Source organism: Uruburuella suis (genome assembly GCF_004341385.1).
Taxonomy (GTDB): Bacteria; Pseudomonadota; Gammaproteobacteria; order Burkholderiales; family Neisseriaceae; genus Neisseria; species Neisseria suis.
Genome location: NZ_SLXE01000002.1, coordinates 22912 through 47132 on the forward strand (window position 1 = coordinate 22912; position 24221 = coordinate 47132).

17 protein-coding genes are annotated in these 24221 nt (G+C 55.1%); 10 read left to right on the plus strand and 7 right to left on the minus strand.

Annotation, left to right across the window (positions count from 1 at the left end; genetic code table 11):
• Window positions 1–66 precede the first annotated feature (66 nt).
• Complete coding sequence (locus EV680_RS01035) at window positions 67–1593, plus strand: patatin-like phospholipase family protein (RefSeq protein ID WP_132952309.1); 1527 nt, start codon at window positions 67–69, stop codon at window positions 1591–1593.
• A 50-nt stretch (window positions 1594–1643) separates the two neighbouring features.
• On the opposite strand, the gene EV680_RS01040 is transcribed toward EV680_RS01035, so the two are convergent.
• On the minus strand, window positions 1644–2000 hold the full coding sequence (locus EV680_RS01040; RefSeq protein WP_132952311.1) for a helix-turn-helix domain-containing protein: 357 nt from the start codon (window positions 1998–2000) through the stop codon (window positions 1644–1646).
• Window positions 2001–2285: 285 nt separating this feature from the next.
• Between EV680_RS01040 and EV680_RS01045 the strand changes: the two genes are divergently transcribed.
• From EV680_RS01045 to EV680_RS01065, 5 genes are all read left to right on the plus strand, one after another.
• Window positions 2286–3926 (plus strand): NAD-dependent malic enzyme, encoded by a 1641-nt coding sequence (locus EV680_RS01045; protein ID WP_132952314.1) that lies wholly within the window; start codon window positions 2286–2288, stop codon window positions 3924–3926.
• 89 nt (window positions 3927–4015) lie between these two features.
• Complete coding sequence (locus tag EV680_RS01050) at window positions 4016–4972, plus strand: AEC family transporter (RefSeq protein WP_132952316.1); 957 nt, start codon at window positions 4016–4018, stop codon at window positions 4970–4972.
• Between the two features lie 83 nt (window positions 4973–5055).
• Window positions 5056–6060 carry an FUSC family protein gene (locus EV680_RS01055; protein ID WP_132952318.1) on the plus strand — a complete coding sequence of 335 codons (1005 nt, stop codon included), beginning with the start codon at window positions 5056–5058 and terminating at the stop codon, window positions 6058–6060.
• A 123-nt stretch (window positions 6061–6183) separates the two neighbouring features.
• Window positions 6184–9645 carry a transcription-repair coupling factor gene (gene mfd, locus EV680_RS01060; RefSeq protein ID WP_132952320.1) on the plus strand — a complete coding sequence of 1154 codons (3462 nt, stop codon included), beginning with the start codon at window positions 6184–6186 and terminating at the stop codon, window positions 9643–9645.
• 376 nt (window positions 9646–10021) lie between these two features.
• On the plus strand, window positions 10022–10816 hold the full coding sequence (locus EV680_RS01065) for a basic amino acid ABC transporter substrate-binding protein (RefSeq protein WP_132952322.1): 795 nt from the start codon (window positions 10022–10024) through the stop codon (window positions 10814–10816).
• 115 nt (window positions 10817–10931) lie between these two features.
• On the opposite strand, the gene EV680_RS01070 is transcribed toward EV680_RS01065, so the two are convergent.
• The 6 genes from EV680_RS01070 to EV680_RS01095 form a co-directional block, all read right to left on the minus strand.
• Window positions 10932–11930 carry an agmatine deiminase family protein gene (locus EV680_RS01070; RefSeq protein ID WP_132952324.1) on the minus strand — a complete coding sequence of 333 codons (999 nt, stop codon included), beginning with the start codon at window positions 11928–11930 and terminating at the stop codon, window positions 10932–10934.
• Between the two features lie 192 nt (window positions 11931–12122).
• Complete coding sequence (gene tpx, locus EV680_RS01075; protein ID WP_132952326.1) at window positions 12123–12617, minus strand: thiol peroxidase; 495 nt, start codon at window positions 12615–12617, stop codon at window positions 12123–12125.
• A gap of 21 nt (window positions 12618–12638) precedes the next feature.
• Window positions 12639–13247 carry a DUF4230 domain-containing protein gene (locus tag EV680_RS01080; protein WP_132952328.1) on the minus strand — a complete coding sequence of 203 codons (609 nt, stop codon included), beginning with the start codon at window positions 13245–13247 and terminating at the stop codon, window positions 12639–12641.
• A gap of 136 nt (window positions 13248–13383) precedes the next feature.
• Window positions 13384–14814 carry an FAD-dependent oxidoreductase gene (locus EV680_RS01085; protein ID WP_132952330.1) on the minus strand — a complete coding sequence of 477 codons (1431 nt, stop codon included), beginning with the start codon at window positions 14812–14814 and terminating at the stop codon, window positions 13384–13386.
• A 114-nt stretch (window positions 14815–14928) separates the two neighbouring features.
• Window positions 14929–19395 (minus strand): glutamate synthase large subunit, encoded by a 4467-nt coding sequence (gltB, locus tag EV680_RS01090; protein ID WP_132952332.1) that lies wholly within the window; start codon window positions 19393–19395, stop codon window positions 14929–14931.
• Between the two features lie 505 nt (window positions 19396–19900).
• Window positions 19901–20917 carry an AI-2E family transporter gene (locus tag EV680_RS01095; protein ID WP_132952334.1) on the minus strand — a complete coding sequence of 339 codons (1017 nt, stop codon included), beginning with the start codon at window positions 20915–20917 and terminating at the stop codon, window positions 19901–19903.
• A gap of 603 nt (window positions 20918–21520) precedes the next feature.
• Between EV680_RS01095 and EV680_RS01100 the strand changes: the two genes are divergently transcribed.
• The 4 genes from EV680_RS01100 (at window position 21521) to EV680_RS01115 (ending at window position 24111) form a co-directional block, all read left to right on the plus strand.
• Window positions 21521–21865, plus strand: a complete 345-nt coding sequence (locus tag EV680_RS01100; RefSeq protein WP_132952336.1) for a hypothetical protein — start codon at window positions 21521–21523, stop codon at window positions 21863–21865.
• A 186-nt stretch (window positions 21866–22051) separates the two neighbouring features.
• Window positions 22052–22648, plus strand: a complete 597-nt coding sequence (locus EV680_RS01105) for a hypothetical protein (RefSeq protein WP_132952338.1) — start codon at window positions 22052–22054, stop codon at window positions 22646–22648.
• 14 nt (window positions 22649–22662) lie between these two features.
• Entirely contained in the window at window positions 22663–23598 is a 936-nt protein-coding gene (locus tag EV680_RS01110; RefSeq protein ID WP_243650314.1) for a CsgG/HfaB family protein, read from the plus strand.
• A 9-nt stretch (window positions 23599–23607) separates the two neighbouring features.
• Window positions 23608–24111: a hypothetical protein gene (locus EV680_RS01115; RefSeq protein WP_132952342.1), complete on the plus strand. Its 504-nt coding sequence runs from the start codon at window positions 23608–23610 to the stop codon at window positions 24109–24111.
• Window positions 24112–24221 lie beyond the last annotated feature (110 nt).

Sequence of the window (24221 nt, forward strand, 5' to 3'; positions counted from 1 at the left end):
AATGGGCATTTTCCATTCAAATAGCATTAATTATTTTTTACAAACCCATCTTGAAAGTTTATATCGATGAAAACATGCTTCTTTTCTTCAGACGGCCTGTTTAAAAAAAGCCTGGTTGCCGCCACGGCGCTGGCTCTGTCGGCCTGCTCGTTGGTGAAATATCAACCTTTGGAAACCATTTCCGAGGTAGATTTGAACAGCGGCTACCGTTTTCAGACGGCGTTGGATCACAAGCGCGATTCCGGCACCAGCGATATGATGGTAATTTTGATGTTTTCCGGCGGCGGCACGCGCGCGGCAGCGCTGGGCTATGGTGTGCTGGAAGAATTGGAGCGGCAGAAAATCTGGATGAACGGCAAGGAAACCCGCTTGATAGACCAAATTGACTTGGTTTACGGCGTGTCGGGCGGCTCGGTGCTGGCCGTGTATTTCTCGCTCTACGGCGCCGACACCATTCCCTCTTTCGAGCAACGCTTTTTAAAGCAGAATTTCCAGCGCCAAGTGGCCAAGCAAGTGTTTTCGTTTGCCAACCTGCCGCGCTTGAGCTCGCCCGAATTCGGCCGCGGCGATTTGCTGCAAGAGCAGTTTGAAAGCGGCCTGTTCCGCGATGCCACTTTCGGCGATTTGGCCGCGCGCCGCAAAGGCCCGTTTGCTGTGATCAGCGCCACTGATATGTCGCAAGGGCGGCGGCTCGATTTCACACAGGAATATTTTGATGCGATGTGCCTGAATCTTTCTGATTTGCCGCTGGCGCGCGCCGTGGCGGCTTCCAGCGCGGTGCCTTTGCTATTTGCACCGGTTACACTCAACAACAATGGCGGCAATTGCGGCTACACTTTGCCTGTGCAAATCCGCCAGGCAGCGGAGCAGGCGGCGGCCGATCATAACCGGCTGCAGAGCCAAACCCAGCGCGAAATCAGCAGCAGCTTCAAAACCTACGAAGACCCCAACCGCCGCTATATCCATCTGCTTGACGGTGGCCTCACCGACAAGCTCGGCTTGCGCAGCCTGCTGGATGGCACCGAAGTGTATTCCGGCAATTCGGTTTACCGCCAGTTCAGCGAAGGCAAAGTCAACAAAGTGGTGATTATCAATGTGAATGCGCAAAACCAAATCGACACCCATATCGACAAATCCGCTGCCGTGCCGGGTGTGAGCGAAGTGCTCAATGCGATTATCAATATCCCCATCGACCAATATTCGCAAGAATCACTGCGCCGCTTCCGCGCCTTTGTGGATTATTGGAACGAGCAGGCGCGCGCGCGCGTGGGCGGCCATGAAGTGAATATGTTTTTCGTGAGCCTCAATCTGCGCGACTTGCCCGAATCTCAGCTGCGCGAAAACACCCTCAACACACCCACCAGCTTTTACCTGCCCCATTATCGGGTGGACGACCCCAAGCAAGCCGCCGGCGTGCTGATGCGCCAATCGGGCGAATACAAGCGCCTGCTAAATGCACTGGCTGCGCCGGCCGCCGCACCGGAAGCCACGGCGGGTGCATTGTGGTTTGTGGGCGAGGGGCCGCTGCCCAAACCGGATGCCGATGCTGCGCAGCCGCATGAATTGTTTGAGCAGGTGGAAACGGTTCAATAATCGAAGGGTTTATTTAAAGGCCGTCTGAAACTTTTTTCAGACGGCCTTTTTTATTCCGGCTCTTGCTCCAGCGTATTGGTTTTCCACTGAATCAGATGCTCGATCAGATCGAACAATTTTTTTCTTTCTTTGCTGTCGAGTTTATTGAGCATGGCCATGAGCTGGCGTTCGTGATCTTGGATGCGGTGGCTGCCGGTGTTGAGCAAATCCGCCACATCGCATTCGAAAATTTCCGCCAGCTCAAACAGGCGCGACACCGATAACGCAATATGCCCGCGCTCGAGCCGGGATACCGCATCATTGCTCAATTCCAGCTTTTCGGCCAATTCGGCTTGCGTGATGCCTGCTGCTTTGCGGTATTTAGCAATCACCGCCCCGAACTTGTGCGTTTTATTTTGATTTTTCACAACACTCGTCTTGCCTTAATAAAAGGTGGTTACTATCAAACATTCGAACCACAATAAAAAGAGCGTAAAATTCTTATCAATAAGAATTATGTGTATAATTCCATGAATCGGGCAATATTCACCCGATTGAAGAAAATTCGGGCAAAATGTGCGTGTATTCATTATACATACAAATATAAGCACATGAATATCAATAATATTTCCAAACACACAAACATCAGAAACGCTACGCACGCAAACAAAAACTTTTCCGCTGCTTTATCAACTTAATCCAAGGAGTTTGTTATGCCGCAAAAACCGCAAATACTCACCAACCCGCTCACCAACCGAGGCACCGCCTTTACGCATGAACAGCGTGCCCAACTCGGCTTGGTCGGCCGCTTGCCCGCTGCGGTGGAAACGCTCGATCAACAAGCGGCCCGTGCCTATAAGCAAATCAGCGAATATGAAACCGATTTGGAAAAATACATTTATCTCGACCAGCTGCAAAACCGCAACGAAGTGTTGTATTACCGCGTGATTACCGACCATTTGGCCGAAATGCTGCCGATTGTGTACGACCCCACCATCGGCGAGGCGATTAAAAAATGGAGCGGCGACTACCGCCAATCGCGCGCGGTGTATTTATCGATCGACCGCCCCGAAGACGTGCGCGCTTCGTTTGAAACGCTGGGCTTTGGCCCCGAGGATATTGATTTGCTGGTGGTTTCCGATGCGCAGGAAATTCTCGGCATCGGCGACTGGGGCGTGAATGGCACCGATATTTCCGTGGGCAAGCTGGCCGTTTACACCGCCGCTGCCGGCATCGACCCCGCGCGCGTGATTGCGGTGAATTTGGACGTGGGCACCGATAACGAAGCGCTGCTCAACGACCCGGCCTATCTGGGCAACCGCCATGCCCGCGTGAGCGGCAAAGCGTATGACGATTTTATCGATTTATACCTCAAAACCGCCAGCGAGCTTTACCCGAATGCCTTGCTGCATTTTGAAGATTTCGGCCCCGGCAACGCCCGCCGCATTTTGGTGAACAATGCCGATAAATACCGCATTTTCAACGACGATATGCAGGGCACCGGCGCGATTGTGATGGCGGCGGTGATTTCCGGCCTCAAAGTAACGAAACAAAGCTTTGCCGAGCAGCGATTGCTGGTTTATGGCGCAGGCACCGCCGGCACCGGCATGGCCGATCAAATCCACGCGGCCATGATGCGCAGCGGTTTGAGCGCCGAAGAAGCCAAGCAGCGCGTGTGGCTGGTGGACATCAACGGCTTGGTGAGCGACGACATGCAAGACGCGCCCGATTATCAGCAAGCCTATGCCCGCCCCGCCGCCGAAGTGAAAGATTGGCCGCGCCGCAACGGCAAAATCGATTTGCTCACCGTGGTGCAGCAGGTGAAGCCCACTATTTTAATCGGCACTTCCACCGATCACGGCGCGTTTACGCAAGAAGTGGTGGAAGCCTTGTGCGCCGGCGTGGAGCGCCCGATTGTGCTGCCGCTTTCCAACCCCACCGAGCGCATCGAAGTGATGCCCGCCGATTTGGTGCCGTGGTCTAAAGGCCGTGCGCTGATTGCGGTGGGCATTCCGGTGGCGCCGGTGGAATACCAAGGCGTGCGCTACCACATCGGCCAGGGCAACAATGCCTTGCTTTATCCGGGCTTGGGGCTGGGCGTGATTGTGTCGGGCGCCAAACACGTTACCGACGGCATGCTTTTGGCCGCTGCCGAAGCCGTGGCCGGCCAGGTGGATGTGTCGGCACCGGGCGCATCATTGCTGCCGCCGGTAGACAATCTGCGCGCCAGCTCGGCCACCGTTGCCGTGGCTGTGGCCAAGCAGGCCAAAGCCGACGGCGTGGCCACCATCGAGCACCCGAATCTGATTCAGGCGGTGCAAGACGCGATGTGGCAGCCGGTTTACCGCGATTAAGCCAAACGCTTATCGGTGATACGCAAAAGGCCGTCTGAAAAACCATCGTATTGTTTCAGACGGCCTTTTGTCTTTTTAAGGAGCTTCCTATGATTTTTCTCACCGCTGTGGAAAGCGTGCTTTCTATCGTGCTGATTATCGCGCTGGGGTTTTACCTGCGCAATAAAGGCTGGTTTGCCGACAGCTTCGCCGGCAATATTTCCAAGCTGATTATGAACATCGCCCTGCCCGCTTCGATTTTTGTGTCGGTGCTCACTTATCTCACCCGCGACAAATTAATGGCGCTTTCAGACGGCCTCATCTACGGCGCGCTCTCTATCGTGTTTGGCTATTTCATTGCCTGGCTGATGGTGAAAGTGCTGAAAGTGCGGCGCGGGCGGCGCGGTGTGTTTATCAACACTATTGTAAACGCCAACACCATTTTCATCGGCCTGCCGCTCAATATCGCTTTGTTCGGCGAGGCCAGCATGCCTTATTTTTTGGTGTATTACGTGCTCAACACCGTATCCACCTGGGCATTCGGCGCTTTTCTGATTGCCAACGACAGCACCGAGCCGCAGCCGGCGCACCGGCAGCAATTCAACTGGAAAAAACTCTTGCCCGCGCCGCTGCTGGGCTTTTTGGTGGCGCTGGTGTTTTTGCTGGCCGATATTCCCGTGCCCTCGTTTATCCATTCCACGCTGGGTTATGTGGGCAGCATCGTCACCCCGCTCTCGCTGCTTTATATCGGCATCACGCTGGCCGATGCGGGGCTGAAAAGCATCCGCTTCGATAAAGACACCACCGCCGCGCTGCTGGGCAAATTCGTGCTCGCGCCGGTGATTATGGTGGCGCTGATTGCGGCCGGCCACTCTATTTTGCCGCTGCCCTCATTGGAAGCGAAAACCCTGATTGTGCAATCTTCCGTGTCGGCCTTGGCGGTGTTGCCGATTTTGGCCAACGAAGCCAAGGGCGATGTGCGCTTTGCCACTAATGTGGTCACCACCAGCACCATTTTGTTTATGATTGTGGTGCCTTTGGTGGATACGCTGCTGCAAATGTTTTAAGCAGGTTTTATTAATCCTCAGGCCGTCTGAAAAGTTTCAGACGGCCGCTCACATCCAATTTGAAATAAGCTATAGCGGCAACCATGCAGCCTTTACCCAGCTCCCATCTCCATATTTGGTTCAAACGCCTGCAACAAAGCTGCGGCACCATTTATTGGCGCCAGGCCGTGCTGAGCGCACCGGCGATTTTGATTGTGCTGGCCGTGAGCCTCAAGCTCAAGCCCATTATCGCCGTGATTATGGTGAGCGCGGCTTTTTCGGTGGGCTTTGGCGCGGCGCGCACGCTCACCGGCCGCCGCTGGGGCGCCATGGGCATGGCCACTTTGGGCATGGCGCTGGCCGCATTCGGCGGCTCTCTTATCGGCATCCATCCGCCGACAGCCTTGGCCGTGGCGGCGCTGTTGGCGGCCGGCTGCGCCGCTTTGAGCAGCTACAATAACGACTGGTGGTGGGTGGCGCTGCAAATCGTGATTGCTTTTTTGGTGGCGGGCTATTACCCCAACAGCTTTGAATTTGCCGCGCTGCGCGGCTTGCTGGTGCTGCTGGGCGGCGGTCTGCAAATCGCCATCACTATGGCGCTTGCCCGCCTCACCCCCGCCAGCGCCCAACCTTTGCCGCCGGCTGCCGCCACGCCGCTGCCCGACGGCCATTTATTCCGTTTCAGCCTGGCCACGGCGTTGGCGGTGGCGCTGGCGCTTTATGCCGCCGAAAGCATGGGGCTGAAAAACAATTATTGGGCGGCGATGACGGTGCTGCTGGTGCTGCGCCCGGCGGCGCACGACACCTTGGTGCGCGGCAGCAGCCGCTTGATCGGCACGCTGGCAGGCTGCGCGCTGGCCACGCTGCTGGTGTATGCCTTTCACGAATCAGCACACGCCTTGGTGCTGTGTCTCACCCTCACTTCTGCCGCTGCTTTTTCCATGCAAAAAGCCCATTATGCCTTGCTTACCAGCATGATTTCCGCTTCTATCGTGTTTCTGCTCGCCATCGGCCACGGCGACCCGCTCGCCACCACCGAGCACCGTTTGGCAGCCACTTTTCTCGGCGGCGCCGTGGCAATCGCACTGGGACGTGTGTTTCGCCTGTGATGAAGACACAGGGTTTCAGACGGCCTGAACACGCCGGCGCTGTTTCTGCTAAAATAGCCGCTCTTATTCATGATCCCAAGCCGTCTGAAACCTTTTCAGACGGCATACTTGCGCGTGCCCTTTATGAAACCCATTCTTCCCGCCCCTGCCCAAAAAGCCGTTTGGCCCGGCCTTTCGCGCGGCAGCCTGCCGCTTTTTCTCACCGAAAATCTGCCGGCCGGCACGCTTAAAGTGGTGTTCACCCAAGATGTAGAGCAAGCTTTGCGCCTGCAAACGGCATGGCAGTTTTTCCGCCCGCAAGAGCATGCCGTGTTTCTGCCCGACTGGGAAACGCTGCCTTACGAGCGCTTTTCGCCGCATCAGGATTTGGTGTCGGAGCGGCTCTCGGCCTTGTGGCAATTGAAAAGCGGCCAGGCCGATGTGTTGTTTGTTCCCGTGTCTACCGCCATGCAGAAGCTCGCGCCCCTGCCTTTTATGGCGGCGCGCACGTTTTGGCTCAAAGCGGGGCAAACGCTCAATATCGAGGCTTTGCGCGAAAGCCTGGTGGAAGCGGGCTACAGCAGCGTCACCAATGTGGTGGCCACGGGCGAATTTGCGGTGCGCGGCGGCATTTTGGATATTTTCCCGATGGGCAGCGAAGCGCCTTATCGGCTCGATATGTTTGACGATGAAATCGACAGCATCAAAACCTTCGACCCCGACAGCCAGCGCACGCTCGCGCCGGTGAGCGAAATCCGCCTGCTGCCTGCGCACGAATTTCCCACCGATGCAGATGCGCAAAAAATCTTCCGCGCGCGCTTTCGCGAAGAAATCGAAGCCAACCCCGCCGATGCCGCCGTGTATAAAGCGGTGAGCAAAGGGCATTTCGGCGCGGGGGTGGAATATTATCTGCCGCTTTTCTTTGAAGAAGAATGCGCCACGCTGTTTGACTATATCGGCAAAAACGCGGTAGCCGTGTGCATCGGCGATGTGCACGCCGAAGCCGCGCGCTTTTGGGGCGATGTGAAAACCCGCTTTGCCATGGCGCAAGGCGATGAAACCTACCCGCCTTTACCGCCACAGCATCTGTATCTAAACGACAGCGAATTCTCAGGCCGTCTGAAACCTTATCCGCAAGTGTTGCCCGAATTCAGCAGCCCGACGCACACCTTGCCCGATGTGGCGGTAAACCGCCAGGCGGAAATGCCTTTGCAGGCGCTGCAAGATTTTCAGACGGCCTTTAACGGCAGAATATTATTGTGCGCCGAAAGCCTGGGCCGGCGCGAAACCATGCTCGGTTTTATGCAGCAGCACGGCTTGAAGCCGCAAACCGTGGCCGGCTGGCAGGCATTTTTAAGCAGCGATGCGCCGCTTTGCCTCACCGTTACCCCGCTGGCCTACGGCTTTCAATTGGCAGATGCCACGCTTCCCGCCTCCGCTTGCGGGAAAGGCTTAGGGAACGGGCTTGCGGCAGCCGATATGCCAATCAGCAATATCGCCGTGATTACCGAATCTGATCTTTATCAATATGTTGCCCGCAGCCGCAACAAAGCGCGGCGCAAACACAATGCCGTTTCAGACGGCCTGTTGCGCGATTTGGCCGAAATCAATATCGGCGACCCGGTGGTGCACGAAGAGCACGGCATCGGCCGCTATATGGGCTTGGTGAACATGGATTTAGGCGAAGGCGGCAACGAAATGATGTTGCTCGAATATGCCGATGAAGCGCAATTATATGTGCCCGTGTCGCAGCTGCATCTGATTAGCCGCTATGCCGGCCACGCCGCCGACAATGTGCACCTGCACAAACTCGGCAGCGGCGCATGGGGCAAAGCCAAGCGCCGCGCCGCCGAAAAAGCGCGCGACACCGCCGCCGAATTGTTGAATTTATATGCCCAACGCGCCGCCCAACAAGGTCATAAATTCGATTTAAACGAGCAGGATTATCAGGCTTTTTCAGACGGCTTCGGCTATGAAGAAACTGAAGACCAAGCCGCCGCCATCGGCGCGGTGCTCAAAGACCTCACCCAAGGCAAGCCGATGGACCGGCTCGTGTGCGGCGATGTGGGCTTCGGCAAAACCGAAGTGGCCTTGCGCGCGGCCTTTGTGGCGGTGATGGGCGGCAAACAAGTGTGCGTGCTCGCGCCCACCACCTTGCTGGTGGAGCAGCATGCGCAAAACTTCGCCGACCGCTTCGCCGACTTTCCGGTGAAAGTGGCGCAGCTTTCCCGTTTCAACACCGGCAAAGCCACCCAGCAAACGCTCAAAGGCATGGCCGATGGCACGGTGGATATCGTAATCGGCACGCATAAATTGGTGCAGCCCGACATCACTTTTAAAAACCTCGGCCTCGTGATTATCGATGAAGAACATCGCTTCGGCGTGCGCCAAAAAGAGCAGCTCAAGCGCCTGCGCGCCAATGTGGATATTCTCACTCTCACCGCCACGCCGATTCCGCGCACGCTGAGTATGGCGCTCGAAGGCCTGCGCGATTTCTCGCTTATCACCACCGCACCCAGCCGCCGCCTGGCCGTGAAAACCTTTGTGAAGCCTTTCAGCGAAGCCAGCATCCGCGAAGCCATGCTGCGCGAGCTCAAGCGCGGCGGCCAAGTGTTTTTCCTGCACAACGAAGTAGACACCATCGAAAACATGCACGAGCGCTTGGCCGAATTGCTGCCCGAAGCCCGCATCGGCGTGGCGCATGGCCAATTGCGCGAACGCGAGCTCGAGCAAGTGATGCGCGACTTTTTGCAACAGCGTTTTAATGTGCTGCTGTGTTCCACCATTATCGAAACCGGCATCGACATTCCCAATGCCAACACCATCATCATCAACCGCGCCGATAAATTCGGCCTAGCGCAGCTGCACCAATTGCGCGGACGCGTCGGCCGCAGCCACCATCAGGCTTATGCCTATCTGCTCACGCCCGAATACATCACCAAAGATGCCGAAAAACGCCTCGATGCCATTGCCGCCGCCGATGATTTGGGCGCCGGCTTCACGCTGGCCATGCAAGACCTCGAAATCCGCGGCGCCGGCGAAATTCTCGGCGAAGGCCAAAGCGGCGAAATGATGCAGGTCGGCTTCAGCCTCTACACCGAAATGCTCAAACAAGCCGTGCGCGAGCTCAAAAAAGGCCGCGTGCCCGACCTCGATGCGCCGCTGGGCGTGACCACCGACATCAAACTGCACAGCCCCGCCCTTTTGCCCGACGGCTATTGCCCCGACATCCACGAGCGCTTGGTGCTCTACAAGCGCCTGGCCACTTGCGAAACCGAGCAGCAAATCAACGCCGTGCACGAAGAGCTGGTCGACCGCTTCGGCCTGCCCGAGCAGCCGGTGAAAACCCTGCTCGAAAGCCACCGCCTGCGCCTGGCCGCCAAAGAGCTGGGCATCGCCGCCATCGACGCTACCGCCGAAGCCGCCACCTTCACCTTCGGCAAAGGCCACAGCATCGACCCCGCCGAAATTATTCTGCTGATGCAAACCAACAAAAACTACCGCCTCGCCGGGCCGGATAAATTGCGGGTAAACGCGGTGATGGAAGATGTGGAAACACGCATTCAAACGGTGAAGGCGGTGTTGAAGAAATTGCAGGGGAAGTGAGTGTGCTTGAATGATAAAGGCCGTCTGAAAATATGTTCGGACGGCCAAGAAAGTTGAAGCAGGCCGTAGGTACGATTAGCCGCGCTTTTACGGCGTAATCGTACGCATGAAAATCCACACAGCATAAAATACAAAAGCACCTAAAAGCTTTCAAACGGCCACGGATTCAGATTTTAAGTGGTGGCTCGAATACTTGCCCCCGACATTTGCCGTAGGAATCATACCGACGATTACGCTTTGTTTTAACAAAACTAATCGTAACTACGCAGCCGCAAACAAGCATCGGATTTTCAAATCCGGCCTGCGCACTATCATTGTGTCAACAATCGGCATACACTATTCCCATCCGCTTATCCACGCCGAAAGGAAACCCGCCATGTTTGCCAAACACACCGCCCGCTTTGCCACGCTTGCCGCTGCTGCCCTACTCGCAGCCTGCCAACCCGATGCCCAAAGCCAACAAAACGCCGCCAGCGACACTCATCATGCAGCCACGGTTTACAACGTGGGGATGAATGCCAATTTCGCACCATTTGAATTCACCGACAGCGCCGGCAATGTGCACGGCTTTGATGTGGATTTGATGAACGCCATTGCCAAGGCGGGTGATTTGAATATCCGCTATAAAAACCAGCCGTGGGACGGCCTGTTTGCTTCGCTGAAAAGCAAAGACAACGATATTCTGATTTCTGGCATCACCATCACCGATGAGCGCCGCCAAACCATGGCATTCAGCCGGCCTTATTTTGAGGTGAAACAAGTGGTGTTGGTTTCAGACGGCCAAAATATCCAATCGGTTAACGATTTGACTAAATTAGACAAAATCGCGGTGAGCACAGGCACCACGGGCGATTATGCGGCGCAAAAGCTTTTTGGTGCCACCAGCCCGAAAGTAGCGCGTTTTGAAAACCTGCCGCTCACCATCAAAGCGCTGGAAACCGGCGGCGCGCAGGCGATGATCAGCGACAGCGCGGTGGTGGGCAATTATGTGAAAAACAACAGCAAGCAAAATTTCACCGTCATCGATGTGCCCGATTTCCCGGTGGAAGAATACGGCATCGCCCTGCGCCCGGAAGACACAGAATTGCTGGCAAAAATCGATGATGCCTTGCAGAAAGTGCGCGACAGCGGCGAATATGAGGCTATTTCCAAAAAATATTTTGCACATTAAAGTTGAAAGCTGTTTTGCTTAAAGCCGCTTTGTTTACAAACCAAAGGCCGTCTGAAAAAATATTCAGACGGCCTTTGGTTTGCCATGCTTGCAAAACGTGTTTTTCAAACCGGCATCAGCCAAATTCCTGTTGCGTCACGCAATGAATGCCGCCGCCGCCGATGGCAATCCAATCGATATTCATGGCAACGATTTCCCGATCGGGATACCAAAGCTGCAATTTTTCTTTGGCGGCGGCATCGGTGTGTGCATCGCCGAATTCCGGCACAATCACGCCGCCGTTGCAGGCATAGTAATTGATGTAGCTGGCGGCAAAATCGGGAAATTCATCGGTATCCACGCGCACGGATTGCGGGTTGTCGAGAATATTCGCTTCATTTAATTCGAAATGCTCGGCCAATGCCGCAGCCGTTTGGCGGGTGATGATGTGGTCGGGCTTGGTGCTATTGTGTTCCCGATTGATCAACACGGTTTGCCCGTTGATATATTTGGCATAAAAGTCGATGTGTGAATCGGTGATGTCGGCATCTTTCATGCCGGGCAGCCAAATAATGTGCTCGATGCCCAAAAATCGCGCCAAGGCTTTTTCGCATTCGGCTTTGCTCATGCCCGGATTGCGGTTGTCGTTGAGAATGCAGCTTTCGTTTAAAATCGCGTTGCCGCGCCCGTCCACTTCCAGCGCACCGCCTTCCAAGCAGATGTCGGCGCGAACCAGCGGCACGCCGGCGGCCTCAGCCATAATGGCGGGCGCATGCGCATCTTGCCGGTGCGCCTGCTTGTTGCCCCAGCCGTTGAAATTGAAGTTCACGGCGGTTTTCTCGCCGCTGTGGCTGTTTTTCACAAAAACCGCGCCACTGTCGCGCAGCCAGATATCGTCGAGCGCCGCTTCGATGTATTCCACATCGCTGCCCATCAGGTTTTTGGCCTGCACCATTTCTTCCGGCCGCACCAATATTTTCACCGGCTCGAAGCGGGCGATGTTTAACGCCAAGCGGCTGATATTGGCTTGAATGGCGGCGGTGATGCGCAGGTCTTGCCACACGGCATGGTTGGCGCAAAATGAGAGCCAAGTGGCATGATGGCGCTCGTGCTCGCTAGGGTAGCAATATTGCATATATTATCCGTAAAAAGTGTCCGAAGTGGCGGCGCCGATTCTAGGGGCGGCTTATTGATACGTCAAGCGCGGCAGGCCGGGTGAATATGCCTTTCGCATCAAAATTACATGCAATTACTTTTATTCACACAAAAGGCCGTCTGAAAGCTCTAAAGCGTTCAGACGGCCTTTTTTATCAGGCTTACAGTTCGATTACAAAGCTGCCAATGCCGAATTGTAGTCCGGCTCTTGCGCGATTTCGGGCACCAATTCGCTATAAAGCACTTGATTGTGTTCATCGAGCACCACCACCGAGCGGGCGGTGAGGCCGGCGAGCGGGCCGCTTTGCAGCGCCACGCCGTAATCTTGGGCAAAGCCGCTGCGGAAAGTGGAGAGCATCACCACATTGTCGATGCCTTCCGCGCCGCAAAAGCGTGCTTGGGCAAACGGCAGATCGGCGGAAATGCACAGCACGGCGGTGTTGTCGAGCGCGGCGGCTTTTTCGTTGAATGTGCGCACCGATTTCGCGCACACGCCGGTGTCTACGCTGGGGAAAATATTCAGGATTTTGCGTTTGCCGGCAAAATCGGCCAAGGTTTTTTCCGACAAATCGCCGGCGGTGAGCTTGAAATCGGGCGCGCTTTGGCCGGCTTCTAAAAAGCGGCCGCCCACTTCAACCGGGTTGCCTTGCAGGGTAACTTGTGACATTTTATTTCCTCTCTTTACGGGTTAGGCTGCTTTGCACGGCGGCAAGGCGGCGGGGTAAACGGAAGCTTGGGTTTGCGCCAAGGCAAACAGGGTTTCGAGCTGCTGCTGCGCCTGATTTTGCGCATGCGCTAAAATATCGGCTTTGCAGGCGCTTTCCAACACCTGCTTTTTGGCCGCCTGCTGCACGGTTTCAAACACACTTTTATCGATGGGATGCAGGCCGAGCGAGCCGGTTTTGAGGTCGTACACTTCGATATTGTCGAGATTCACACTCAGAATTTCCACCGGCGGCAGGCTGATGATCACTTTATTGTTGACCACGTTCACATTTTCGGCGCTCAATTTATTCAAATCGATGCCGGCCACCACCTGCCCTTTTGCCATAAAAAGGCCGCTTTGCGCATCTTGCCACAGCGCATACCAATTGCCGGGCTTTTCGGTTTTGATGATGGTGTCGATATAAAAAGCGGTGCTCTCCAGCCGGTTTAGATTTTGAATCTGCGTGAGCACGCCCTCGCGGGTGAGCGCTTGCTGCGGCCGGGCATGATCGGGTTGCTTAACATACCACACACCTGCACCTGCCGCGAGCAGCACGATGATTAAAACGAGTAAACGGAATAAGGTTTTCATGTGCGGGCTGTTTGTTCAAAAAAGATTAAATCAATTTGCAGTTGGCGTTTATTTTGAATATTTCAAGCGCCAAATAAAATAAAGGCCGTCTGAAAACTTTTCAGACGGCCTTGAATCAGTCATCAGCTGGCAACCATCAAATATCCAGATAATCCAAAATGCCCTCGGCGGCATCGCGGCCTTCGGCAATGGCGGTAACCACCAAATCGGAGCCGCGGGTGATGTCGCCGCCGGCGAAGATTTTCGGGTTGGCGGTTTGCTGCTTATATTGCCCGCGCGCTTCGATGCGGCCGCGGTTATCGGTGGTTACGCCCACGCTTTCCAGCCACGGCATGGCGTGCGGGGCGAAGCCGAAGGCCACAATCACGGCATCGCAGGCAATCACTTCTTCGCTGCCGGGAATGATTTCGGCGCGACGGCGGCCTTGTTCATCAGGCTCGCCCATTTGGGTTTTCACGATGCGCAAACCCGCCACTTTGCCTTCGCTATCGGTTTGCACCGCTACCGGCTCGGCTTCGATGGCCACGGGCTGAGCGTTGAATTGGAATGCCACGCCCTCTTCTTGCGCATTGGTGAATTCTTTGCGGCTGCCGGGCATATTGGCGGCATCGCGGCGGTAAACGCAAGTCACTTCGGCGGCATTTTGACGCACGGAAGTGCGCACGCAATCCATGGCGGTATCGCCGCCGCCGAGCACCACCACGCGCTTGCCGGCCATGCTCACGAAATCGGGGCTGTCGAAACCGAGCAGGTTTTGAGTGTTGCCGATCAAAAACGGCAGCGCCGAATACACGCCTTGGGCGTTTTCATTGGCAATGTCGGCTTTCATGCCCTGATAAGTGCCCACGCCGAGAAACACGGCATCGTATTCGGCGGCCAAATCATCGAGCTTCACATCGCGGCCGATTTCCACGCCCAGTTTGAACTGAATGCCCATTTCGCCGAACACTTCGCGCCGGCGCACCATCACTTCTTTTTCCAGCTTAAAGGCGGGAATGCCGAAAGTGAGCAGGCCGCCGATTTCGGGCTGGCGCTCATACACGGTTACATCCACGCCGTTGCGGGTGAGCACATCGGCGCAGCCCAGGCCGGCCGGCCCCGCGCCGATGACGGCCACTTTTTTGCCGGCTTTGGGCACATGGTGCAGATTGGGACGCCAGCCCATTTCAAAGGCGGTTTCGGTGATGTATTTTTCCACATTGCCGATGGTTACGGCGCCGAATTCGGCATTGAGCGTGCAATCGCCTTCACACAAACGATCTTGCGGGCACACGCGGCCGCACACTTCGGGCAGGCTGTTGGTGGAATGTGCCAGCTCCGCCGCTTCGATAATGCGGCCTTCGTTGGCCAGGCGCAGCCAGTTGGGGATGTTGTTGTGCAGCGGGCATTTGTTTTGGCAATAAGGGTTGCCGCAGCCTAAGCAGCGATCGGCTTGTGCTTGCGCCTGCGTGTCGGTGAAGGCCTGATAAATTTCCACAAACGTGGTTTTGCGACTGGTTAAGGGAATTTTCGGCGGATCTACGCGCGGCAGGTCGATAAATTGGTATACATTTTCATGTTGGCTCATGGCAGGTCCTTACAAACTGATTTTTCCTTTCAGACGGCCTTTATTGAAAAGGCCGTCTGAAACATTTTGTTGTGGCTTCTTCAGGCCGTCTGAAACATTCAGACGGCCTCAGGCTTATTGGGTAACAGCGCGCAATTCGGTTACGGTGCGGCGCTTGTGGCCGAGCAGCGCGTTCACATCGTTGGCTTTGGGCTTCACCAGCACAAAGCGGTCGACATAGTCTTCCCAATGCGACAGGATGCGCTCGCCGATGGGGCTGTGGGTGAGCTCCACATGGCGGGAAATCAGGCCGCGCAAATGCTCTTGGTGCATGGGCAGATCGGCGATGCTCAAGCCTTCCACCATTTCGGGGTTGATGCGCCCTTTGAAGCGGCCGTCGGTGTCGAGCACATAAGCGAAGCCGCCGGTCATGCCTGCGCCGAAGTTGATGCCGGTTTTGCCCAACACCGTCACCACGCCGCCGGTCATGTATTCGCAGCCGTTGTCGCCGATGCCCTCCACCACGGTGGTGGCGCCCGAATTGCGCACGCCGAAGCGCTCGCCTGCGCGCCCCGAGGCAAACAATTCGCCGCCGGTGGCGCCATAAAGGCAGGTGTTGCCCGCAATGGTGGCTTCTTCGGCTTTGAAGGCCGCGCCGTTATGCGGCTTAATCACAATGCGCCCGCCGCTCATGCCTTTGCCCACATAATCGTTGGCATCGCCCGTGAGGTTGAGGTTGACGCCGCCGGCCAGCCACACGCCCAAGCTCTGCCCGGCAGTGCCGTTGAGGTCGATGTTGAACGTTTGGCCGGCATTGCCGCGGCTACCGTATTCTTGAGCAATCATGCCCGACAAGGTGGCGCCCACCGAGCGGTCGAGATTGCTGATGTCGAAGCTCAAATCGGCATTGCCGCCGCTCTCGAATGCCTGCTGCGCCTGCTCGACAATGGCTTTATTGAGCAAGCCTTTGTCAAACGGGGCGTTGTTTTGGGTGCAGAAGCGCGCGCTGCCTTCGGGCACTTTGGGCGCATACAAAAGGCGGCTCAAATCCAGCCCGCGCTGTTTGGCGGTTTTGCCTTCGATGATTTCCAGCAAATCGGTGCGGCCGATCAGATCGGTGAGCTTTTCCACGCCCAAACCGGCCATCAATTCGCGCACGTCTTGAGCGATAAATTTAAAGTAATTCATCGCTTTTTCGGGCAGGCCGTGGTAATGCTTGCTGCGCAAAGTGTCGTCTTGGGTGGCGATGCCGGTGGCGCAGTTGTTCAGATGGCAGATGCGCAAATAACGGCAGCCGAGCGACACCATGGGCCCTGTGCCGAAGCCGAAGCTCTCGGCGCCGAGAATGGCCGCTTTGATGATGTCGAGCCCGGTTTTGAGGCCGCCATCCACTTGCAGGCGGATTTTGTGGCGCAGATTGTTTTCCACCAAGGCTTGTTGCGCTTCGGCCAAGCCCAATTCCCACGGGCTGCCCGCATATTTCACGCTGGTGAGCGGGGATGCGCCCGTGCCTCCGTCGTAGCCGGAAATGGTAATCAGGTCGGCATAAGCTTTGGCCACGCCGGTGGCAATGGTGCCCACGCCGGGCAGCGACACCAGTTTTACTGAAATCAAGGCTTTGGGGTTGACTTGCTTCAAGTCGAAAATCAATTGCGCCAAATCTTCGATGGAATAAATATCGTGGTGCGGCGGCGGTGAAATCAACGTGGAACCGGGCACGGCATAGCGCAGCTGTGCGATATAAGGTGTAACCTTGTCGCCCGGCAATTGGCCGCCTTCGCCGGGCTTCGCACCTTGCGCCACTTTAATCTGAATCACATCGGCGCTCATCAGATAAGCGGCGGTCACGCCGAAGCGGCCGGAAGCCACTTGCTTGATGCGCGACACTTTTTCGGTGCCGTAGCGTTTCGGGTCTTCACCGCCTTCGCCCGAGTTGGAATAGCCGCCCAAGCGGTTCATCGCCACAGCCAAGGCTTCGTGCGCTTCGGGGCTGAGCGCGCCGATCGACATGGCGGCGCTGTCGAAGCGTTTGTAGAGGTTTTCCGCCGGCTCTACTTGGTCAACAGAAATCGGTGTGCGCTCTGCGGTTTTCACGCACAGCATATCGCGGATGGTGGCCACGGGGCGCTTGTTGACCGCATCGGCGTAAAGGCGGTATTGGCTGTAGTCGCCGCTGTTTACCGCAGCTTGCAGGGTGTTGACCACTTCGGGGTTGTAGGCATGGTATTCGCCCTGCGGCTTGAATTTGAGCAAGCCGCCGGCATCCACCTCTTTGCTGCGCTGCCAGGCGCGTTTGCGCATGGCGCACAATTGGTCGTGTAAATCGGCAAACGATGCACCTTCCACACGGCTGGTGATGCCGGGGAAACACAAGCCCACAATCTCGCTATTGAGCCCCACCACTTCAAACAGGCGCGCGCAGCGGTAAGACGACACGCAGGAAATGCCCATTTTCGACATGATTTTGTAAAGGCCTTTGTTCACGCTGTTGCGGAAATTGGCCATCACCACGCGCATCGGCTTGGTAATCGCGCCCACATTCACCATGTGCGCCAGGCTCTCATAAGCCAAATAAGGATACACCGCCGTGGCGCCCAAGCCGATTAACACGGCAAAATGGTGCGGGTTGCGGGCAGAAGCGGTTTCCACGATCATATTGGCATCGCAGCGCAGATTGGTGTCGACCAAGCGTTTTTGCACCGCGCCCACAAATAAGGGCGCCGGAATCGGCTGCATTTCTTTGCTGATGGCTTTATCCGACAACACCAACAACACCGCACCATTGCGCACGGCGGCTTCCACTTCGTTACACAAGCGCTCGATGGCGTCTTTCAGGCCGGTTTCGGCGGGGTTATACACAGCGTTGAACACCACATGTTTGTAATGCTCTTGCGGCAGGCGCAGCAATTGCTGCATATCGGAATAAAGCAGCACCGGCGATTTGAAGTTCACACGGTGGCTCATGCCCTCGGCTTCGAAAAACACGCTCATTTCGCGGCCGATGCTGGTGGCCAGGCTCATCACATGCGCTTCACGCAAAGGGTCGATGGGCGGATTGGTGACTTGCGCGAAATATTGGCGGAAATAATCGTAAATCAGGCGCGGGCGCTCGCTGAGCACGGCAAAAGGCGCATCATCGCCCATCGAGCCCACCGGCTCCTGGCCGTTTTCACCCATCACGCGAACCACGCTTTCAATCTCTTCGCGGTCATACAGAAACTGCTTTTGATACACGGCCAGCGCTTCGGCATCCATCGCCGCCTCGCCCACTTCGTCTTCAGGCAGCTGCTCAAACGGAATCAGCCGCTGCACGTTTTTATCCAACCAAACGCGGTAAGGGTGGCGGGTGCGCAGCTCTTGGTCGATTTCATCTGAATGCAGCAGCTTGCCTTTTTTGGTGTCGATCACCAGCAATTGGCCGGGGCCGACGCGGCCTTTTTCCACCACTTCGTCAGGCGCGTAATCCCAAATGCCCACTTCCGAAGCAATGGTGATTAAGCGGTCTTGCGTGATCACATAGCGCGCCGGACGCAAGCCGTTGCGGTCGAGGTTGCAGGCAGCATAGCGGCCGTCTGAAAGCACGATGCCGGCGGGGCCGTCCCACGGCTCCATGTGCATAGAGTTGAAATCGTAAAAAGCGCGCAAATCATCGCTCATGTCCGGGTTTTGCTGCCAGGCCGGCGGCACCAACAGGCGCATGGCGCGGAATAAATCCATGCCGCCGTTTACAAACAATTCGAGCATATTGTCGAGCGAGCTCGAATCGGAGCCGGTTTCGTTCACAAACGGTGCGGCCGTGGCCAAATCGGGAATCAGCGGCGTGCGGTATTTATAGGCGCGCGCGCGCGCCCAGGCACGGTTGCCGGAAATGGTGTTGATTTCGCCATTGTGCGCCAGATAGCGAAAAGGCTGCGCCAGCTTCCAACGCGGCATGGTGTTGGTGGAAAAGCGCTGGTGAAACAGGCAGATGGCAGACTGCATGCGCAAATCGGCCAAATCAAGGTAAAACTTGGGCAAGTCTTTCGGCATGCACAAGCCTTTATAGATAATGGTGCGGTTGGACAAGCTGCAAATATAAAAATCATCGTGCTCGATGCGTTTTTCAATGCGGCGGCGCGCCACAAACAAGCGTCGCTCGATATCCTGAATGCGCCAACCGCTGGGCGCATTGATAAACACCTGCTTGATTTTCGGCATATCGGCCGCCGCAATCGAGCCGAGCACCGGCACGCTCACCGGCACATCGCGCCAAGCGGCAATGCCCAAGGTTTCGTTAATCAGCTCTTCATTGATAATGTCGATATATTCTTGCGCCAAAGCTTCGTCTTGCGGCAGGAAAATCTGGCCGACGGCAAAGTTTTGCGCCAAGGTGAAGCCCGCTTCGGCCGCCACCGCCTGAAAAAAGGTTTTCGGCATTTGCAGCAGCAGGCCGCAGCCGTCGCCCGTTTTGCCGTCAGACAAAATAGCGCCGCGGTGTTGCATACGCGACAAACCGAGAATGGCGGTGCGCACCACTTTATGGCTCGGCTCGCCGTCGATATTGGCGATAAGGCCGAAACCGCAATTTTCTTTTTCCAGCGTGCGATCATACAGCTTAGACATGATAAAACCTTTCCTGCAAAAACGATTTTGGTAGAGGCGCTTCCGGCGGCGCTTGTAGTAAAAATACTCGCTTATCTTCGCGCGCCCGGGGCAATCTTATATTAAGCTTTAGGTCTGACTAAAATACGGAAATTGTTGGCAATCGTCAAAGATTTTTTTTAATTTTACACAACAGGAAACAAGTGTTAACCACTATTAAATAGCGCTATATTTCTTATATTTAACCGCTATTGGATTTTGATTTCCAAAATTGGCAAGAATATAGAATATCTTTTCAAATTAACAGTAATTAACAACATGCTGAAATTTCTCAAAAACCACACGTTTTCCAGATTCCCCCGCCCGGCAGGCCGAGGCACCCGAAACCGCATGCCCCAAACACCGAAATCGGCTCGGTTCAAAATCAGAGCCCATCGCTTTTGTAATTAAGATACATTCTTTTTCCTGCTAAAAAACAGGCCGTCTGAAAGCAAAGTTTCAGACGGCCTCAGTAAGAAAACGGATATCACACCCAGCCTTTATCAGCCATCACCCGCTTGATTTGCGCATAAACCACCGGCGCACTCACCAGCCCGGCCAAGCCGAATGCGGCTTCCATCACCAGCATGGCAATCAGCAATTCCCATGCCGCCGCCTTGATTTTGTGGCCGATGATATGGGCATTGAGAAAATATTCCAGCTTGTGTATGCCGATAAGCCAAGCCAACGACAACAAAGTGATGCCCATACTGTCGCCCAGGCTCAGCACCACAATAAAGCTGTTGGACACCAAATTGCCCACCACCGGAATCAGCCCCGCCAAAAAAGTGAGCAAAACCAGCGAATCAGTCATCGGCAGCGGCCGCCCCATCAACGGCAAAATCACCAGCAGATAAACCGAGGTCAGCGCGGTGTTGATGGCGGCGATGCGGATTTGCGCAAAAAACACATCGGTAAAGCTGCGCAGCAATTCATCAAAGCCCCCCCGCAATATTTGCGCCAAAGGCCGCGCACCGGCCGGCGGCACGGTCGGCACCTGCAACACGGCAATGCCGCCGATAATCACCCCCGCCAACGCATAGCCGATGGCGCGCAAAGTGTGCGCACCCGCCGTTTGCAGCGCCAACGCATGCGATTTGAGCACATGCACCGAGCTTTCTTTCAAGTTTGCCACCGAAGCCGGCACATATTCGGCCGCGCCCGCCGGCAACGTGGTGTGCAGCTGCTCGAGCACGGCAGCAGCTTTTTCCGACAGGCTGCCGATGGCCAGGCCGTCTGCGCGGTGCTCCAGCCAAAAGCCGAGTAAGCCCGCCGCTGCGGCCATCAGCACCAACACCAGCAACAGCCCCCACAAAGCAGCACGCGGCATATCCGGCCGGCGGCGGCTCAGCCAAGAAGCCGCCGCGCGCGCGGCCGCATAAGTGATCAGCGCGCTGAAAAGCACCACCGTTAAATGCAGCAGCAACACCGGCAGCCACACGGCCAACACACCGCCCAAGGCCGCCAAAAAAGTGCCGAAGCTGAATTTTTCTGTTTTATCCATACATTTTGCTTTCTATGTTTGCCGCCGGCTTGATTTGTGACTCTATCTGCCTTGGCTATTCAAGTAAATTTTGAACAAAAAATCATTTGCAGAGCAAGATATTGGTGCCAATAAAATATAAACCACACATCGCCAGGCCGGCATTTGCATCCTGTTCAGACGGCCTGCCACTCAGCCGTGTTTCAACGGCAACCTGAAATTTTAATGCCCATATCGACATCATTCCGATAAACCGAATGGCTATTCTATCTCTTTTTATCAACCCGCCTACAATGGCCATGCCGACAATAAATCCTCTAAAAATCCCAATATTTATTTGAAAATAATATTTTATTGTTTTCTGCCTTTTAGCAATTTTTTCTGAACTTTTCTTAACCGCCCTCACTCATACAAACAGAAAAATCAACCTGCAAGGCGGTAATTGTATTTTTATAAACTTATGATTACTAAAAATAAGTTGGAAGATTTTTCTAACCATAGCTCTGCCATTCGGGGTGCAGCAGTCTTGCTTTGATGAGTGGATACACGTTTCAATTAAGTGACATTTTTCATTTTAAACGAAACGTTTTCCAAACTGGTTAAACAGCAAGAAAGGTTTGAATCATGAAAAAGCGTTCTATTTTGTTTGTAGGCTTGATGCTGGCGGCTGCCGGTGCGCAGGCTGGCGGTGTAGGTGAGGCAATTAAATTAGTAGGTGCGGCCGGTGGCATAAATGGCTCTGCCACCGTAGGCGTTATCAAAGATTCAGAAATCAATGCTGATGCAGAAGCAACCGGCAAAGATTCGGAAGCCATGGCTGGTGGTGTGATTTCTGCCACCCCGAAAGGCCAACAGGGCATCAATGCCAAAGCAACTGTCGGTGTTATCGAAAATTCCACCATCAATGCCAAAGCAAGAGCCGACGGCAAAGGTAGTGGCGCCTACGCAGGCGGCGTCATTTCCAAATAATTTCAACAGGCTTCCGGCATCTGCCGCAGCCGCTCTGTTTATCTTTATCTGAACTATCAATACGTTGCAGGCCGGGCATTGTCTGCCTTAGCCTCGGCTTGCGCCGTATTTTTTCCGATTCGGCATGATTGATGTGGTTCGGATAAACATTCCGGCTAACCCCTTTCCGTTTCGCAGGAGTAAATCATGAGTATGAATTTCCGACGCAAACTGGCTTTAAGCGCCTTAGGCGGCGCTCTGCTTGTTACGGCTTACACCGCAATCTCTGCCCCCAACCCCATTACCGACAAAGGCTCTGTCAGCCAAAAATCCAGCGTTGTGGCCAACAAACACAACAAAATCAACACCGAGCAGGTAAAAATCAACGGCCTGCAAGGCGGCAAAATCACCACCAAAGGCAATAAAATCATCGTGCAAGGCGGCACCATCGTTTCCAAAGCAGGCGATAAAGAGCCTGCTATCCGCATTGAAAACCCACAAAACAAGCAGATTTTGATTCAAAACACCCGCATTCTTTCAGACGGCGTTACGCAAAACAATAAAAACGGCAGCGCAGGCATCGTGGTGATTGAAAACAATCAAAAGCAAGCAGGCAACAGCCACTCGCGCGTGCAGGTGGATAATGTGCGTGTGGAAGCGCGCAACAGCACCATACGCGCCCAATCCACCAGCGGCGGCAGCGCCTGTGCGGGTGTGGTGTGCACCGGTTTCGGTGATGATGACGACAGCAACATGACCGTGCATATCCGCGGCAACAATACTTTCGAGGCCATCTCCAAATGAGCGCACGGCCTATCTTGAAAACCCTGGCTGCCGTTTGCGGCGCCCTGCTCACGCTCAATGCTTGCAGCACCGCCACGCTGCAAGCCACGCGTTCGTATTATGCTTCTGAACACAGCCGCGAGAAAGCCCAACGTGTGGCCGATGCCCGCGCCCAACAAATCAGCGACGGCAGCACTTTTTACGGCAAAAAATTGCAATGTTTGAGTGATTTGCACAAAGATTTCTTTTTGGCGCAGCGCGAAGCTTTGGTGAAATCGGGCGAAGCCAAAGGCGATGGTTGGTTCCGCATGGCAGTAGCACCGATTCGCGACAAAACCGGCAAAGTGTTCGACATTAATTCCACCGTGTTATCGGATATGGTGATGGATTCGCTGGCGCACTTCAAATATTTCGATGTGGTGGAAACCCCGCTCTATCCCGACGGCCTCATTGATTCGCGCAACAATTTTCTGGATCCGCGCTATATTATGCCCAACGGCATCGTTCAGAATTTTTCCGCCACCATGACCACCTTGCAGCATTTGCCGGTGGGCACGATTTTTCCGTCCAACTATTACATCAGCGGCGCCGTTACCCAATACGACGAAACCAACGTATTGCCTACTAATAAAGACATCGGCATCGACATTTACCAATATCAGTTTTCGCACAACACCCAGGCCATCACCGCCACCGTCAACCTGCGCCTGATTGATTCGTGGACCGGCGCCGTGGTGCGAATGCCCGAAAGCAACGATTTGGCCAGCGTGAGCATGACCAACACTTTTTACACCATCAAAACCGGCAACAATTTTTTCCGCCTGATCGGCACCAAAGATTACGGTATTGATTATTCAGTGGAAGTGGGCGACCCGAAAACCGCCGCCGTGAAAAAAATGGTGGACAAAGGTGTATATCAGTTGCTGGAAAAATTCCTACGCCCCTACCAAATCAGCCAACAAACTTGCTAGGAACCGGAAATGCCTTCAAAAACAATAAAATCCGCGCTATTGACCTGCTGCTTATTCAGCATTCATGCCGCACAGGCTCAAGTTTACATTATCAACACCCAAACCCTCGACCCGGAGCAACTGGGCACCGGCGGCGGCCATTCTCTGAGCGATGTAAAAGCCAACCGCGCCGTGCAGCTTGAATACTACCACTACAGCGAACGCCAGGATGCCGTTGCAAACCGCCGCCAAACCATTATGAATTTGGCGCAACAAATAGACACTTTGGCGCAAAGCGGCACCGATCAGCAAACGCTCACCCTGCTGGACGGGCAAATCCGGCAGCTGCAAGCAGCCACGCAAGAATCGTTGGCATTTTTATCGCCCTTTACCCTGCCCGAATTCAAGCAGCTTTATCAGGCAGAGCAGGAAAATGCGGCCCTGCTGACCGCGCTCCAACAAAAATCGGCCGCACTCTCCGCCGCGGCACCTTCCCCGAGCCCGTCCGAGCCGGCAAGCTTGCCCGGCGATTAAACCATTGCCATGCCGATATTGCCCGGCCGAACCCATCGTCATCAACAGGCCGTCTGAAAAGCTTTCCTACTTTTTTTCAGACGGCCTGTTATCCATTTCATACGTTATAA